This is a genomic window from Enterococcus sp. C50, from assembly GCF_040887505.1.
Classification (GTDB): Bacteria; Bacillota; Bacilli; order Lactobacillales; family Enterococcaceae; genus Enterococcus_B; species Enterococcus_B thailandicus.
In genome coordinates, this window is sequence record NZ_JBFOFW010000003.1 from 57439 (window position 1) to 71451 (window position 14013).

The following is a 14013-nucleotide window of genomic DNA, read 5'->3' on the forward strand; positions in this document are numbered from 1 at the left end:
GATTGGTTTGGACGAAAATCAAGAATTAGAGGAAAGATTTGCCCAGTTGTCTCAGGATTTGAAGACAAATAATATTCAAGAATTTAGAAATGATTTCTTGGAGATGCATATTTATGAGCAGGGGCAGTTCTACCAGTCACTCCCTGAAGATGATCGTCAATTGATCTATACGTATCTTTCGCCGAAAGAATTAGCTGATATGTTCGACGTGATTGAAGAAGATAATGAACATATGAAGGAATATTTGGCAGAGATGCGACCAAGCTATGCCGCGGATATGTTGGCAGAAATGTATACCGATAATGCGGTCGATTTGTTAAATACGTTAGATAAAAAACAAATAGCTAAATACTTAAGTTTGATGTCCACTGAAGATGCCAGTGAAATCAAAGAATTGTTACACTATGAAGATGAAACAGCCGGCGCTATCATGACAACGGAATTTGTTTCAATCGTTGCAAATCAAACCGTCCGTTCAGCGATGTATGTGTTGAAAAATGAGGCAGATGTGGCTGAAACGATTTACTACATTTATGTGGTCAATCAAGAAGGAAAACTAGTTGGTGTTATTTCTTTGCGCGATTTGATTGTCAACGATGACGATACAATGATCGCTGACTTAATGAGTGAACGAATTATCTCAGTGCATGTGGGTGATGACCAAGAAGACGTGGCGCAAACATTTCGGGACTATGACTTTCTAGCATTACCAGTTACTGACTATGATGATCATTTGTTAGGAATCGTAACGGTTGATGATATTATTGACGTTATTGATGATGAAGCAGCAAGTGACTACTCTGGTTTGGCTGGGGTCAATGTAGAAGAAGTCAATGAAAATCCAATCAAGGCTGCATCCAGGCGACTACCGTGGCTGATTACGCTATTGTTTTTAGGGATGTCAACAGCATCATTGATTAGTCATTACGAAGACCTTGTGAGTGAAGCGAGTATTTTAGCGGTGTTTATTTCACTAATTACGGGGACAGCTGGGAATGCGGGGACGCAATCATTGGCGGTTGCCGTGCGACGATTGGCTATCTCGGATGAAAAAGAAAATAGTTTTACACGATTGATTCTAGCGGAAGTTTTCACAGGTTTAGTTACTGGAGCTGTGACAGGTCTGACTATTTTCTTGATTGTTGGTTTTTGGAAGAATAATTTTATTTTAGGTTTTGTTATTGGGATGGCAATGTTATTTGCGATTACAGTTGCTAACCTAGCGGGAAGTTTGATTCCAATGTTGATGGATCGTTTGGGATTTGATCCGGCAGTTGCGAGTGGGCCTTTTATTACCACTTTAAGTGATTTGACAAGTGTGTTGATTTATTTTAATATTGCTTCTTTGTTTATGGGGTATTTTATGTAAGGTTGTGGCTCAAAACGCTCAGCTTCAAGCAATAAGACATTCTTTCTAAAAATAGCTTCTCATATTTTTATGAGAGATTGGCTTATGCCGAAGAAGCTGTTTTGAGAACACCGTGGATGAGGCTGTGGCTCAAAGCGTTCAGCTTCAACAAATTAGCGAGCAATTATTTATATAATCAAAAGGGAGTGTGACCTAATCAGGCCACACTCCCTTTTTGTGGTTAATCCAGTGGAATAATTTTTGTTCCATGTACTTCAGTGACACCTAATTCTTTTGCAACTTGTTCTGCATTTTTATCAGATACACCACCACCGGGTAAAATAATCAAACGATTATTTGCATAAGCAATTAATTTTTTCAAATGTGCAAAGTTATCTTCAATTGGTGTACCAGCTGCGCCACCATGAGTCAAAATTCGTTCAACACCGTGTTCAACTAGCCAATCAATCGCTTCGAATTGACGCTCTTTGGGGATGCTGTCAAATGCCATGTGGAAAGTAATCTGTAGACCTTCTGCTGTTTCGATCAACAACTCTAAAGCCTCTTCATCCAGCCAACCGGAAGGAGTCAGGCAGCCAATAACAACACCATCTGTTCCTAATTTCTTTGCTTCAATCAAATCAGTGTGCATAATCTTTAATTCAATATCATTGTAAACAAAGTCGCCTCCACGCGGACGAATAATCGTCATCACGGGGACTTCTTTTTCACCAGCGTAACTTAAAGCTTCTTCAATTACGCCAGTACTTGGTGTGGTTCCTCCCACAGCAAGATTGTCGCATAACTCAATCCGGTTCGCGCCGCGGGAAATCGCTAAAGGGATCGAGGTGTAATTTTCGGCACAAAATTCTTTAATCATAAACAGCACTCCTTTGCTCTTCTTCTTGGGCATTGTAACACATTTTTTCCGGTTGCTAAAGTTTTCGCCAACAGGTAAGATAAAAATGAAATGAGGGAAATATATGCTAAAAAAAATTGACCGTGGACGCCAGTTTTTACTGAAACATCAGCAATTGTTTTGTTGTCCTGTTTGTCAGGAATCAATTGTTGCAACAGAACAAGGTTTAGTTTGTCAAAACAGCCATCGTTTTGATTTATCCAAAAAAGGAACACTTTATTTTTTATCACATGCAGTGAAAACGGACTATGACCAAGAAATGTTTGCTCCTAGACGCCGAATGATTCGTTCAGGAATGTACCAACCGGTAATCGAATTGCTTGCAAAAAACCTACCAGAAGGAGCGAGTGTTTTAGATGTTGGTTGCGGAGAAGGTAGTTTTTTAAATGAAATCAATGAATTGCAAAAAATAAATACAGCAGTTGGGTTTGATATTTCTAAAGAAGGCGTGTATGCTGCAACGGAACAAGAAATCCCTGCATTCTGGTGTGTGGCAGATTTGACGAACCTGCCGTTTGCATCACAACAGTTTTCAACGATTTTAAATATTTTTTCGCCGTCACACTATCAAGAATTTCAACGTGTGTTAACAGATGATGGCACGGTTTTAAAAATTGTACCTCAAGAGAACTATTTGAAAGAATTACGACAAGCTTTTTATCCGGATCAACCAGAAAAACAAAATTATTCAAATGAGCGAGTTGTCACAAAGTTTACTGAATCATTAGACTTGATTGAACGTCAGCGTGTCACGTATGAATTTGAAATCCCCAAAAAAAATCGACAAGATCTCTTGGCGATGTCACCTTTGGAATGGCAAGTTGCGCCAGAAATAAAAGAGAATTTGTACAAGCATCCGCTGGAAAAAATTACAATCGATGTTGAATTATTAAAAGGCACTAAGAAAAACCGTTTACATTGAGTTTTTATTAACAAGTGGTTGCAAAAATAATTTAATGGTGATATAGTAGCAACAAGTTGTTTTTTCATTGGTTTTTATCAGGTTCCTGTTCTGATAAAAGATAGTGAGAAGAGCTTCACTAACGTAACGACTCGCAGTGACTAACACCGAGTTGATACGTTTTTTTTTATGCCAAAATTCAATCGTATTTATTATAAAAAATGAACATTACCATGAGAGGATGAGCAACAGATGAATCATATCGTTTTATTTGAACCTTTGATTCCAGCGAACACTGGAAATATCGCACGAACATGTGCTGCAACGAACACACCTTTACATTTGATCGAGCCTTTAGGATTTTCGACAGATGATAAACATTTAAAACGTGCGGGGTTGGACTACTGGAATGACGTTAATATCAAGTATTATCCAAATCTTGAAGCATTTTTAGATTTTTTGGGGGATCGAAAATTACATTTAATCTCAAAATTTGCCAATAAAATCTATAGTGATGAAAACTTTGCAGATGGTGAAGAACATTTCTTTTTATTCGGCAAAGAAACGACAGGATTGCCTGAAGAATTTATGCGTAATAATGAAGAAAAATGTTTACGCATCCCAATGAATGATGAACATGTACGCTCACTAAATTTATCGAACACGGCAGCGATGATCGTATATGAAGCATTGCGCCAACAAGGATTTCCTGCGTTAGAATTAACACACCACTATGAACATGATAAACTAGACTAATCTTTGATAAAAAATAGTAAAAAGAATGCTAGATAAATGAGTGAGGTGTGAGGAAAAATGGATTTATATTTTACCCGACATGGTAAAACAGAGTGGAACCAAGAACGTCGCTTCCAAGGAAGTAATGGAGATTCACCTTTACTCCCACAAAGTTATGAAGAAATCAAAGCGCTAGGGAAAAAAGTGAAGCACGTTCCTTTTGAAGTCATTTATGCAAGTACGGCGAAGAGAGCACGTGATACAGCTGAAGGAATCAATCAAATGCTGGCACACCCAGTTGAAATTATTTTTACGGATAAACTTCGCGAGCTAGGACTAGGCTTGCTGGAAGGTCAAAAAATCGAAGAAATGTATGAAAGATTCCCGGAAAATCTACCTAATTTGCGTAATCATTTAGATAAATATGATCCAACACCGTTTAATGGTGAGCCAATTACAGCTGCGATTACGCGAATTGAAACAGTTGTAGCTGATGCAGTGGCGCAACATGATGGTCCCATTTTATTCGTGGGACATGGTGCGTCACTGACGGCTGCAATTCAATGGATGACAGGAAAAGAACTGAGCCAATTACGTGAAATGGGTGGCTTATTTAATAGCAGTTTGACTATACTAGAGACAGAAGAGCCAAATAACTTATTACCTTACCAACTAAAAGTTTGGAATGAAGTCGATTTTTTAGGCTTGGAGAATAAACCAGAACCGTTACTATAGATGAAGGAGGCGGCTTCGATGCAGCCAGAAGAAATGCCATATTTCGTTGGGACAGTTGCCGCGATTTTTTTTCAAAATCCAAGTAATTTTTATAAAGTTCTCTTAGTCCATGTGAATGAAACGAGTGCAGATTATCGAGAAAAAGAAATTGTCGTTACGGGGAGTTTCGGGGAAATCCAAGAAAATGAGACGTATCGTTTCTATGGTGAACTAGTTGACCATCCTAAATACGGCCGTCAGTTAAAAGTTGAACGTTATGAGCAAGAAAAACCAACAACGGCTAATGGGATTGTTTCGTATCTCTCAAGTGAAAAATTTCCAGGGATTGGTAAAAAAACAGCTGAAAAAATTGTTGAGATGCTGGGGGAAGATGCCATTGAAAAAATCATTGAAAATCCTTCTCTTTTACGACAAATCTCTGGTTTAACGAAACCAAAGCGTGACATGATTGCTGAAACGATTCGCTTGAATCACGGAATGGATCAAGTCATTATGGGATTGAATCGCTATGGCTTCGGTAGTCAATTGGCTTTCAGCATCTATCAAGCATACAAAAATGAAGCGTTAGATATTATTCAAGAAAACCCGTATCAATTAGTCGAAGATATCGAAGGAATCGGGTTTAAACGAGCGGACAATTTGGCAGAACAAATTGGGATTGCTTCTGACTCGCCAAGACGAATCCGTGCGGCTATTTTACATCAAATTTTTCAACACAGTGTCCAAACAGGTGATACTTATGTTCCCGCTGACACACTATTGGAGCAAACAATCCGGATTTTAGAAACCAGTCGTCCAGTTGAGATTGAACCCGATCAAGTTGCCACAGTCATTATTCAGCTAGTCGAAGAAGGAAAAATCCAGCAAGAGGAAACTAACCTATATGAAAACAGCTTGTATTTTTCAGAGTGGGGGATCGGCAATTCAATTCAACGATTGTTAAGTCGTAAAAAAGAAATTCATTATCCTGAAAAAGAAGTCACTAAGAACATTCGACGCGTCGAAAAAATCTTTGGAATTCAATATGGTGATTCACAAGAAAAAGCGATTGCTGAAGCGATTCGCTCGCCTTTATTTATTTTAACTGGTGGGCCGGGAACGGGGAAAACAACAGTCATCAACGGAATCGTCAATTTGTTTGCTGAACTAAATGGAATTGAACTAGATCCCAATAAATATACGCAAGAACTATTTCCTATTTTATTGGCAGCACCAACAGGTCGGGCAGCTAAACGGATGAATGAAACAACGGGTTTACCGGCAAGTACGATTCATCGTCTACTTGGCTTGAATGGGCGTGAAAAAACACCTTCTGTCAGTACCAAGGAATTAGAAGGCGGTTTATTAATTGTGGATGAAATGTCGATGGTTGATACGTGGTTAGCAAATACTTTGTTTAAAGCAATTCCAACAAATATGCAGGTGATTTTAGTTGGAGATAAAGACCAGCTGCCATCTGTTGGTCCTGGGCAAGTTTTACATGATTTGCTAAACATCGAACAGATTCCAAAAATGGAGCTCAATGAGATTTATCGCCAAGGCGACGGATCCAGTATTATTCCGTTAGCACATGAAATCAAGGAAGGGCGCTTGCCTAGTGATTTTACGAAAAATCAAAAAGATCGCTCTTTTTTTAGAAGTGATGCGTACCAAATCGAACCTTTGATTTCGCAGATCGTAGAAAAAGCTAAAAATAAAGGATTTACTGCGCAAGATATTCAATTATTAGCTCCGATGTATCGAGGGGCAGCAGGAATTGATGCACTGAATAAAATGATGCAAGAAATTTTTAATCCAGGTGGACCAAATAAAAAAGAAGTTCGATGGAATGAAACAGTTTATCGAATTGGCGACAAAGTATTACAATTAGTCAATACGCCAGAATTGAATGTTTTCAACGGTGATATGGGTGTGATTACGGGAATTATTTTAGCAAAGGATTCTGACGATAAAGTGGATGAATTAGTCATTCAATTTGATGCAAATGAGGTAACGTATAAGCGAAACGAGTGGAATAAAATTACTTTGTCTTACTGTTGCTCGATCCATAAATCACAAGGTAGTGAATTTAAGATGGTTATCTTGCCAATGGTGCATCAGTATCAACGAATGTTGCAACGTAATTTATTGTATACGGCAGTTACCCGAAGTAAAGACCTGTTGATTTTGCTTGGAGAAGAACAAGCTTACCTGACTTGTGTGAAGAATGAAACTGCTAGTCGAATGACAACCTTGAAGCGAAGAATTGAAGAAAATGATAGCATGACGCTTGTGACACGGACGAAGTTGACTGCTTATGAAGATTCGTTAGCTGGAAATGATCCTTTTGAAGATGGCTCCTATACAAGTGAAGTATCAGAAAAAGTAGTAAAGACAGCCAAAAAAAAAGAGCGTACTGTTTCCAACAAAAAAGAAGTAAGAAATGAATTTATTGTCGAAGAAGTTCCTTTGTTTGAAACACAAACGATCGAAACGGAAAAAGAAGTGGCATCAAACGAACAACCTAAAACGTATATTTTAACAAGTGAAGCAATTGAAAATCAAACAATCGATCCAATGATTGGGATGGAAAAGATTCGTTTGCAATGAAAAAATACTAAAATTAGCGGGTAAAATCAACCATCGTTGATTTTACCCGCTAATTGCTTTTTAGCATGTATTAATTGTTTTAGAAACATGACCTTATTTTTTCGTCTGGCACCAGAATGACTGGTTTTTTGTTCCAAACTGTAAATCAAATGATTGAGGTGCAATGTCTTCACCGTCTGCTTGACCAAACTGGGGAGTCGTGGAAACGATGCGTAGTTTGCTTGTAGTAAAGTGATGGAAATTTTTTGATTTCAATTGTTTCTTTTGTAGTAATAAAATCACGATCCAAATAATTTTGAATAAATTAATTCTTTCAACCACAACGAAATCAATCGTTGGCTTAAATGCCTCAGCAGTTGGTGCAATAGCAACGCCACCCCCAAAATAAGGATGGTTGGTTGTAGTACAAAGAAAAGCTTTTTCAAAATTTATTGTTTTCCCGCCAACATCTACCAAAATTGGGAATCCTTTTTGTGTAAAAAAGACACGTAAAATGGATAAAATATAGGAAAGTGAGCCTAAATTATATTTATTTAAGCGCTCTTTGGTAGCAGAATGGTTTGTTGCATGAACGATTGCTGCATCAAGACCAATTCCCAAATTGTTGACTAAAACCCCTTTAGTATCAGTCACTTGTTCTTGATAAGTCAGCAGATTGATTTCCTGTGGCTCGGTTGTGTTCAATAAATTAGTGACCGCTTGTTCTGTATTGCGAGATAAGCCAATTCCTCGAGCAAAATCATTTCCAGAACCAGCTGGAACATAAGCAACGGGGAATTCCAAATCTAATTGGTAAAAGGTATTTAAAACTTGGTGTAGCGTACCGTCACCACCGACGATAACTAGGAGTGGAAAGGTAGTCAATGTTTCTTGATTTTCAGTAGTCCATGGCATCAGTGTAGCTTTGGCAAGTTGTTCCGCTAGCTCTGCATCATGTCCGGGATATTCTGAATAGTAGACAGAATAGGTAGCTCGATACTGATCGAAGATAGGTAACATTTTATCGGCGACTTTCTGTCCATTGCCACTTCCAGCAGCTCGGTTGATTAAAAGATGATAATGAAAATTCATGTGTGCCTCCTGTGGCTAACGCAAAAAAAGATCTTTTTTTGCAGATTCCTAGTTATTATAGCAGAGGAAATCCGAAATAAAAAAGAACTTACACGAAAAAAACAAAAAAAGTCTAGCAAGTGCTTAATCCTTAACTGCGTAAGGAGAAGAATTCTAAGGTTCGAAATGTCCACTTAGTTCTTCCGCTGCTTGCTAGACCCTGGTAATAGTAAGAGGTAGCTCAAATTCCCACACCTTTCTGTTGTTTATTTAAGTTCATAACAATTCTCTGCGTGCAAAACCTACTTCGTTTGCGTGACGGGGAATTCCTATGTCCTCTTACACTTACTTTATACCATAAAACGCACGTTTTTGCAAGCGTTTGCACTGGTGCTGGCTACTAAAAAAGCAAAAGTATGGTTGAAAAGTAAAAGACATCTGCTATAATACCCTTTGCGGTTCGTCGACCATCCCGCGTTAACAAAACTAGGAGAAAAGAGGAAAAGGAAATGAAAACAAAGAGTAATCAGCGTTTAAGAGTAGTAATGATTAACGGAATTGTGATGGCTTTATATTTGGCGTTAACTTTTATTACACCACTTTCATCAGGTCCCGTTCAAATTCGGATTTCGGAAAGCTTGAACCATTTAGTCGTCTTCAACCGAAAATTATTATGGGGTGTCTTGGGTGGTGTAGTTGTATATAATGCATTTTTTGGCTTTGGCATTTTAGATGTCCTGTTCGGTGGTGGACAAACATTGCTTGCATTAGGTATTACAGCTCTATTGTATAATAAAGTAAAAAATGTCAAAGTTCGCTTAGCATTGAATACGCTATTTTTCACAGTGAGTATGATCTTGATTGCGTATATGCTAGTGCCAACAGGCGGGAAACCTTTTTGGATCACATATGGAACATTGGCGTTGAGTGAGTTCGTGACAATGGCAATCTCGGCACCAATTATGTATTACTTGAATCGAGCAATTGGATTCGATAAAAGAGTATAGATTTTTCTAACACGAGCAATAGCCGACTAAAAAATTATTTGGAGTTCGCTTGTGTCAGTTGGTTAATGAATAATCAATAAACAAAGCAGTTGCGCGAGTAACAGCTTAAACAGCACCGCCAAAATGGGTGGTAAGTGAGTCAATGAAGTTAAAAAGAACTAGCCAACTCTCTTGTTAGAGTGAGGGCTAGTTCTTTTTGTATTTTTGAGAGTTTGCCTAAAAGAGATGAAAATAGAATCTTATACGAAAAAAAGTTACGCCAATTTAGCGTAACTTTTTTTGTTACTTACATATCTCTTAAATTTTCGATTTCGACAACTTTGTAGTTTTTACGTTCCAAATGTTCAACAATTGTATCGCAAAGTTTTTGGTCAGTGTCAGCTGGTAAGGTAATCAATGTGCGACGAATAAATTCGTCTTTGCCAATATCCAATGTGATACAGCTGGCAATGCTGCTGTATTTAGAAATAATTTTAGAAATGGCTGCTAAGTCACCTTGCTTACCCGTGGAAGCAATAGTTAGAACGTAGCTTCCTTGCTCAACGCTCCAAGATTGTGACAACATGTTTAACAATGTGCTATGAGTCAAGATGCCATAGAAATGATTTTCATCATCGAGAACAGCAATATAAGGTAACTCTTTAATTGTGAAGAACACTTTAAAGAATGAAGTATTCACGTAAATAAACTTTGTCGCATTTTTTAACAGGTGAGTGACTGGCAAAGTCATGTCTCCGCCGTTTGCTTTATGACGGTAGATGTGCATTTTGTAGATATTTCCGCGGAAGATTTTTCCAGATTCATCTAAGATTGGCACACAACGATAACCAGATGTTTCTAAGATTTCAAGTGCTTCTTCTAATGTATTTGTTTCTGTTACAGTTGTTAGATCTTTTTTCTTATATACAAGCGTTTTAAGTAGCATAATAATACCCCCATATCTCATTTTTACTTCATTTCTTACTAATCATATCATAAGTATTTATAAAACAATAGCTAGTACTCATCACAAATTGACAAGAACTTATTTCCATGCTACTGTTAGAATGTATAAATTTGATTTTCAGTTAGGAGGTAGACACGGATGGCAAAGAAAAAAGCAGCATTAGCTTGTTCCGTTTGTGGCTCTCGAAACTACACCAAATCGGTTAGTGAAGGAAAAAGTGGCGCGCGTTTGGAAATCAATAAATTTTGTAAATATTGTAATCAGTACACATTACATAAAGAAACAAAATAAGAACGAAACGAGGACACAACGGTGAAATTTATTAAAAGTGTATTGGCTGAAATGAAACAAGTTACTTGGCCAACAAAAAGACAATTACGTCGTGACACTTTAGTTGTCATTGAAACATCAATTATTTTTGCTTTGATGTTTTTCATTATGGACACAGCAATCCAAAGCTTGTTTGCATTAGTTCTTAAATAAGACGCTAGTAAACGAGCGTGATTTGTGCTATAATTGGATGGAAGAAAAACTTCGGGTGACTGAGGTTTTTTTATTTTACAACGAAATGAGGAGCCGTAAATGGAATCTTTTGAAAAAAATTGGTACGTGCTGCACACGTATTCTGGTTATGAAAATAAGGTAAAGGCAAACATTGAATCTCGTGCGCAAAGCATGAAAATGGCTGATTATATTTTCCGTGTCGTTGTCCCAGAAGAAACAGAGACTGAAGTGAAAAATGGCAAAGAAAAAGAAACGGTTCATAAAACATTTCCTGGTTATGTCCTAGTTGAAATGATTATGTCCGACGGTTCTTGGTATGTTGTTCGTAATACTCCAGGAGTAACTGGTTTTGTAGGATCTCACGGTGCTGGTAGTAAACCTGCTCCATTGTTACCTGAAGAAGCAAATCACATTTTACGTTCAATCGGTATGAGCGTACGCCAAAATGATTTAGAAGTTGGCGTTGGCGAAACAGTGAAAATTATTGAAGGTGCATTTGCTGGACTTGAAGGACACGTAACTGAAGTCGATGAAGAAAAAGAAAAACTAAAAGTAAATATCGATATGTTTGGTCGTGAAACAAGTACTGAGCTTGACTTCGATCAAGTAGATAAAATTGACTAATTAAACAGAAACCTGAAATGCTAATCCTAGTGATTGGCGCTTCAGGTTTTTTTAGTAGATAAGGCAGATCGTGTGTGAAAAGGAGGAATCAGGTCATTGAAAAAATTTAACTCAAAGAAAATCAATCCTGCTTTGATCATCAGTTTACTTTTATTAGGGCTGGTCATCATGGCTGGTTGTCAAAGAACAAATGATAAATCTAGTTCCAATGCGTCTACACAAACTGAAAAAACGACGCAAACGAGCGATGCGCCAAAGAAGTCAACGACACCAACACTTTTTTTTCACGGCTATAGTGGGACAGTCAATTCTTTTAAGGGCATGTTGCAACGGTTAGAAGAAAAGCAACTAGCAAAGCAATCGCTTCAGTTGACGGTCAGTCCAGATGGAACGGTTCAAGCAACAGGCAAGTTAAGTCAGCAGGCAGAAAATCCAATGATTCAAGTTTTGTTTACTGATAATGTCAACAATGAGTGGAATCAGACGGAGTGGATCAAAAACTGTTTAACCTATTTACAAACAACGTATGGTGTGGAAAAAGTGAATGTTGTTGGGCATTCGATGGGGGGCGTAAGTGCATTGCGCTACTTGGTAACTTATGGCCAAGAGACTTCGTTACCTCAAGTCGAAAAATTTGTAGCGATTGGTGCGCCATTTAATGACTTTACAGATGATAGTGCACAAACTTTAACAGATGAACTAGCAAATGGTCCGGCAGTCACTTCCAGTCGCTATCAAGACTATCAGCAAATGATTGACAATGTTCCTACACAGACAAAGGTGTTGTTAATTGCGGGGCAGTTAAGTCAAACCGATTTAAGTGATGGAACGGTGCCACTCAATAGTGCGTTAGCTGTATTTGCTTTGCTAACCCAGCACGGAAACCAAGTGAAGGAAAAAGTCATCGAAGGAGATAACGCTTCCCATAGTATGCTTCATGAAAATCAAGAAGTAGATCAACTTGTGCAGAAATTTATTTGGGAAGAGAATGCAGCTAGTTGAAATATATTGGGCGTTAGCTATTTTAAGCTAGCGCTCTTTTTGTCGAGTATAAATGTTTGCTTACTTTTTGTAAGAGTAATATACTTAATTTCGTAAAGTTGAAAAGAAAGAAGGAGTCAAAATGACTTATCATACAAGTAATGAAGAACATCCAATCGAAATCGTAAACATTGCATCACTAGAAGACCGCGTGAAAGAACGTATGGAAGCGGGGGCTTTCGGTTATATTCGTGGCGGTTCTGAAGATGAATGGACGATGAAAGAAAATACTTCTGCATTCAATACTAAAAAAATTATGCCACGCGTCTTGCGCGGGATTGATCATGCTGATTTACACACGTCTGTTTTTGGTATTGATTTAGATACACCAATTATTCAAGCACCATCAGCTGCGCAAGGATTAGCTCATGAAAAAGGTGAGGCGGATACTGCAAAAGGTGTAGCAGCAGCTGGTTCAATTTTTTCAATCAGTACGTATGCGAATACAACAATTAAAGACGCCGCTGCAGCAGCACCAAATGCGCCACAATTTTTCCAACTATATATGAGTAAAGATGATGGTTTCAATGAATTTATTTTGACGCAAGCGATGGAAGCCGGAGCAAAAGCAATTATTCTTACTGCGGACTCAACATTAGGTGGTTATCGTGAAGAAGATGTCATCAATCAATTCCAATTCCCATTACCAATGCCTAACTTAGCTGCTTATAGCGAGCGAAGTGCTAGTGGAAGTGGTGAAGGAAAAGGAATTGCTGAAATTTATGCTGCTGCTAAACAAGGGCTAGTTCCAGATGATATCAAAAAAATCAAAGAATTTACTCATCTTCCTGTTTTTGTAAAAGGAATTCAATCACCAGAAGACGCCGAAGTTGCAATTGCTGCTGGAGCAGATGGTATCTGGGTTTCAAATCATGGTGGACGTCAATTAGATGGTGGTCCTGCCTCATTTGAAGTATTACCAATGATTGCTGCAACAGTTAATAAACGTGTACCAATTGTTTTTGATTCAGGCGTACGTCGTGGTGAACATGTTTTCAAAGCATTGGCAAGTGGTGCGGACTTAGTAGCAATTGGTCGTCCAGTGATTTATGGGTTGAATTTAGGCGGAGCAGAAGGCGTAACTTCTGTTTTTGAACATTTCAATAAAGAACTATCAATTACTATGCAATTGGCTGGAACAAAAACAATTGAAGAAGTAAAAAATACAACATTGTTGGATTAGGTGAGGGAGTTGTAGTCAAAAACTTTCTATCTACATTTAAATACACTAATAAAATGAAGAAAGAGCAGTGACGAAATTTTTGTCACTGCTCTTTCTCTGAATAAACGGTGTTCAAGAAGTAACTCCTTCGTAAATAAGTCGAAGTGTCACAAACATTTGAGAAGAGATTTTTAGAAAGTCCTTCTTATTTTTTTGAAGGTGCCCACCTTTGTTACAGCCACTTTATTATCAAGATTTTTGTAAGAACAATCAATTTAGTGAATTCGGCTAATTATTTTTTTCTTGATAAAAGATATTGTACTTCGTAAGTGTGAAGTTGCTGCTTAATTTGGTCAATTTCATCTTGCTGTCTAGCGGATTTGATAGATAAAGATATTACGGCTCCTGAGAGTAATAAGATTGCGATGAAATCATAGTGATCAATAAAAAAT

14 protein-coding genes are annotated in these 14013 nt (G+C 37.9%); 11 read left to right on the top strand and 3 right to left on the bottom strand.

Translation table 11 applies throughout. The features are described 5' to 3' along the window. The first annotated feature begins 7 nt into the window (after positions 1-7). The gene (gene mgtE, locus AB3I20_RS05080; protein ID WP_067483003.1) at positions 8-1369 is read left to right on the top strand and encodes a magnesium transporter; all 1362 of its coding nucleotides are present in this window, start codon (positions 8-10) and stop codon (positions 1367-1369) included. A gap of 220 nt (positions 1370-1589) precedes the next feature. Here mgtE and AB3I20_RS05085 read toward each other — a convergent pair whose 3' ends face one another. Continuing rightward, positions 1590-2228: a copper homeostasis protein CutC gene (locus AB3I20_RS05085; protein ID WP_368027052.1), complete on the bottom strand. Its 639-nt coding sequence runs from the start codon at positions 2226-2228 to the stop codon at positions 1590-1592. Between the two features lie 103 nt (positions 2229-2331). On the opposite strand from AB3I20_RS05085, the gene AB3I20_RS05090 reads away from it, so the two are divergent. The 4 genes from AB3I20_RS05090 to AB3I20_RS05105 all read left to right on the top strand — a co-directional run bounded on the left by AB3I20_RS05090 (position 2332) and on the right by AB3I20_RS05105 (position 7227). Beyond that, positions 2332-3189, top strand: a complete 858-nt coding sequence (locus tag AB3I20_RS05090) for a methyltransferase domain-containing protein (protein ID WP_368027053.1) — start codon at positions 2332-2334, stop codon at positions 3187-3189. Between the two features lie 231 nt (positions 3190-3420). Beyond that, positions 3421-3924 carry a tRNA (cytidine(34)-2'-O)-methyltransferase gene (locus AB3I20_RS05095; protein WP_067482996.1) on the top strand — a complete coding sequence of 168 codons (504 nt, stop codon included), beginning with the start codon at positions 3421-3423 and terminating at the stop codon, positions 3922-3924. A gap of 57 nt (positions 3925-3981) precedes the next feature. After that, complete coding sequence (locus AB3I20_RS05100) at positions 3982-4638, top strand: histidine phosphatase family protein (RefSeq protein WP_067482994.1); 657 nt, start codon at positions 3982-3984, stop codon at positions 4636-4638. Between the two features lie 18 nt (positions 4639-4656). Then, positions 4657-7227, top strand: coding sequence for an ATP-dependent RecD-like DNA helicase (locus tag AB3I20_RS05105; RefSeq protein ID WP_368027054.1), 2571 nt, complete (start codon positions 4657-4659; stop codon positions 7225-7227). A gap of 93 nt (positions 7228-7320) precedes the next feature. On the opposite strand, the gene AB3I20_RS05110 is transcribed toward AB3I20_RS05105, so the two are convergent. Next, positions 7321-8298 (bottom strand): diacylglycerol kinase family protein, encoded by a 978-nt coding sequence (locus AB3I20_RS05110; RefSeq protein WP_368027055.1) that lies wholly within the window; start codon positions 8296-8298, stop codon positions 7321-7323. A gap of 488 nt (positions 8299-8786) precedes the next feature. On the opposite strand from AB3I20_RS05110, the gene AB3I20_RS05115 reads away from it, so the two are divergent. Then, positions 8787-9284: a QueT transporter family protein gene (locus tag AB3I20_RS05115; protein ID WP_067482987.1), complete on the top strand. Its 498-nt coding sequence runs from the start codon at positions 8787-8789 to the stop codon at positions 9282-9284. A 286-nt stretch (positions 9285-9570) separates the two neighbouring features. On the opposite strand, the gene cbpA is transcribed toward AB3I20_RS05115, so the two are convergent. Further along, on the bottom strand, positions 9571-10209 hold the full coding sequence (gene cbpA, locus AB3I20_RS05120) for a cyclic di-AMP binding protein CbpA (protein ID WP_067482986.1): 639 nt from the start codon (positions 10207-10209) through the stop codon (positions 9571-9573). Positions 10210-10368: 159 nt separating this feature from the next. Here cbpA and rpmG point away from each other — a divergent pair, with 159 nt between their 5' ends. From rpmG to AB3I20_RS05145, 5 genes are all read left to right on the top strand, one after another. Beyond that, the gene (gene rpmG / locus AB3I20_RS05125) at positions 10369-10521 is read left to right on the top strand and encodes a 50S ribosomal protein L33 (RefSeq protein WP_067482984.1); all 153 of its coding nucleotides are present in this window, start codon (positions 10369-10371) and stop codon (positions 10519-10521) included. A gap of 21 nt (positions 10522-10542) precedes the next feature. Continuing rightward, entirely contained in the window at positions 10543-10713 is a 171-nt protein-coding gene (secE, locus tag AB3I20_RS05130) for a preprotein translocase subunit SecE (RefSeq protein WP_067482982.1), read from the top strand. 99 nt (positions 10714-10812) lie between these two features. Then, a complete protein-coding gene (nusG, locus tag AB3I20_RS05135; RefSeq protein WP_067482980.1) occupies positions 10813-11358 on the top strand; it encodes a transcription termination/antitermination protein NusG in 546 nt (181 codons plus the stop codon). Between the two features lie 168 nt (positions 11359-11526). Beyond that, positions 11527-12360 (top strand): alpha/beta fold hydrolase, encoded by an 834-nt coding sequence (locus AB3I20_RS05140; RefSeq protein ID WP_270492991.1) that lies wholly within the window; start codon positions 11527-11529, stop codon positions 12358-12360. A 121-nt stretch (positions 12361-12481) separates the two neighbouring features. After that, the gene (locus AB3I20_RS05145; protein ID WP_368027056.1) at positions 12482-13582 is read left to right on the top strand and encodes a lactate oxidase; all 1101 of its coding nucleotides are present in this window, start codon (positions 12482-12484) and stop codon (positions 13580-13582) included. Positions 13583-14013: the final 431 nt, after the last annotated feature.

Coding starts and splice junctions, on each gene's coding strand:
- AB3I20_RS05085 (WP_368027052.1), bottom strand. CDS start 2,228: ATGATTAAAGAATTTTGTGCCGAAAATTACACCTCGATCCCTTTAGCG.
- AB3I20_RS05140 (WP_270492991.1), top strand. CDS start 11,527: ATGGCTGGTTGTCAAAGAACAAATGATAAATCTAGTTCCAATGCGTCT.
- nusG (WP_067482980.1), top strand. CDS start 10,813: ATGGAATCTTTTGAAAAAAATTGGTACGTGCTGCACACGTATTCTGGT.
- AB3I20_RS05095 (WP_067482996.1), top strand. CDS start 3,421: ATGAATCATATCGTTTTATTTGAACCTTTGATTCCAGCGAACACTGGA.
- AB3I20_RS05115 (WP_067482987.1), top strand. CDS start 8,787: ATGAAAACAAAGAGTAATCAGCGTTTAAGAGTAGTAATGATTAACGGA.
- AB3I20_RS05100 (WP_067482994.1), top strand. CDS start 3,982: ATGGATTTATATTTTACCCGACATGGTAAAACAGAGTGGAACCAAGAA.
- AB3I20_RS05090 (WP_368027053.1), top strand. CDS start 2,332: ATGCTAAAAAAAATTGACCGTGGACGCCAGTTTTTACTGAAACATCAG.
- AB3I20_RS05145 (WP_368027056.1), top strand. CDS start 12,482: ATGACTTATCATACAAGTAATGAAGAACATCCAATCGAAATCGTAAAC.
- AB3I20_RS05110 (WP_368027055.1), bottom strand. CDS start 8,298: ATGAATTTTCATTATCATCTTTTAATCAACCGAGCTGCTGGAAGTGGC.
- rpmG (WP_067482984.1), top strand. CDS start 10,369: ATGGCAAAGAAAAAAGCAGCATTAGCTTGTTCCGTTTGTGGCTCTCGA.
- AB3I20_RS05105 (WP_368027054.1), top strand. CDS start 4,657: ATGCAGCCAGAAGAAATGCCATATTTCGTTGGGACAGTTGCCGCGATT.
- cbpA (WP_067482986.1), bottom strand. CDS start 10,209: ATGCTACTTAAAACGCTTGTATATAAGAAAAAAGATCTAACAACTGTA.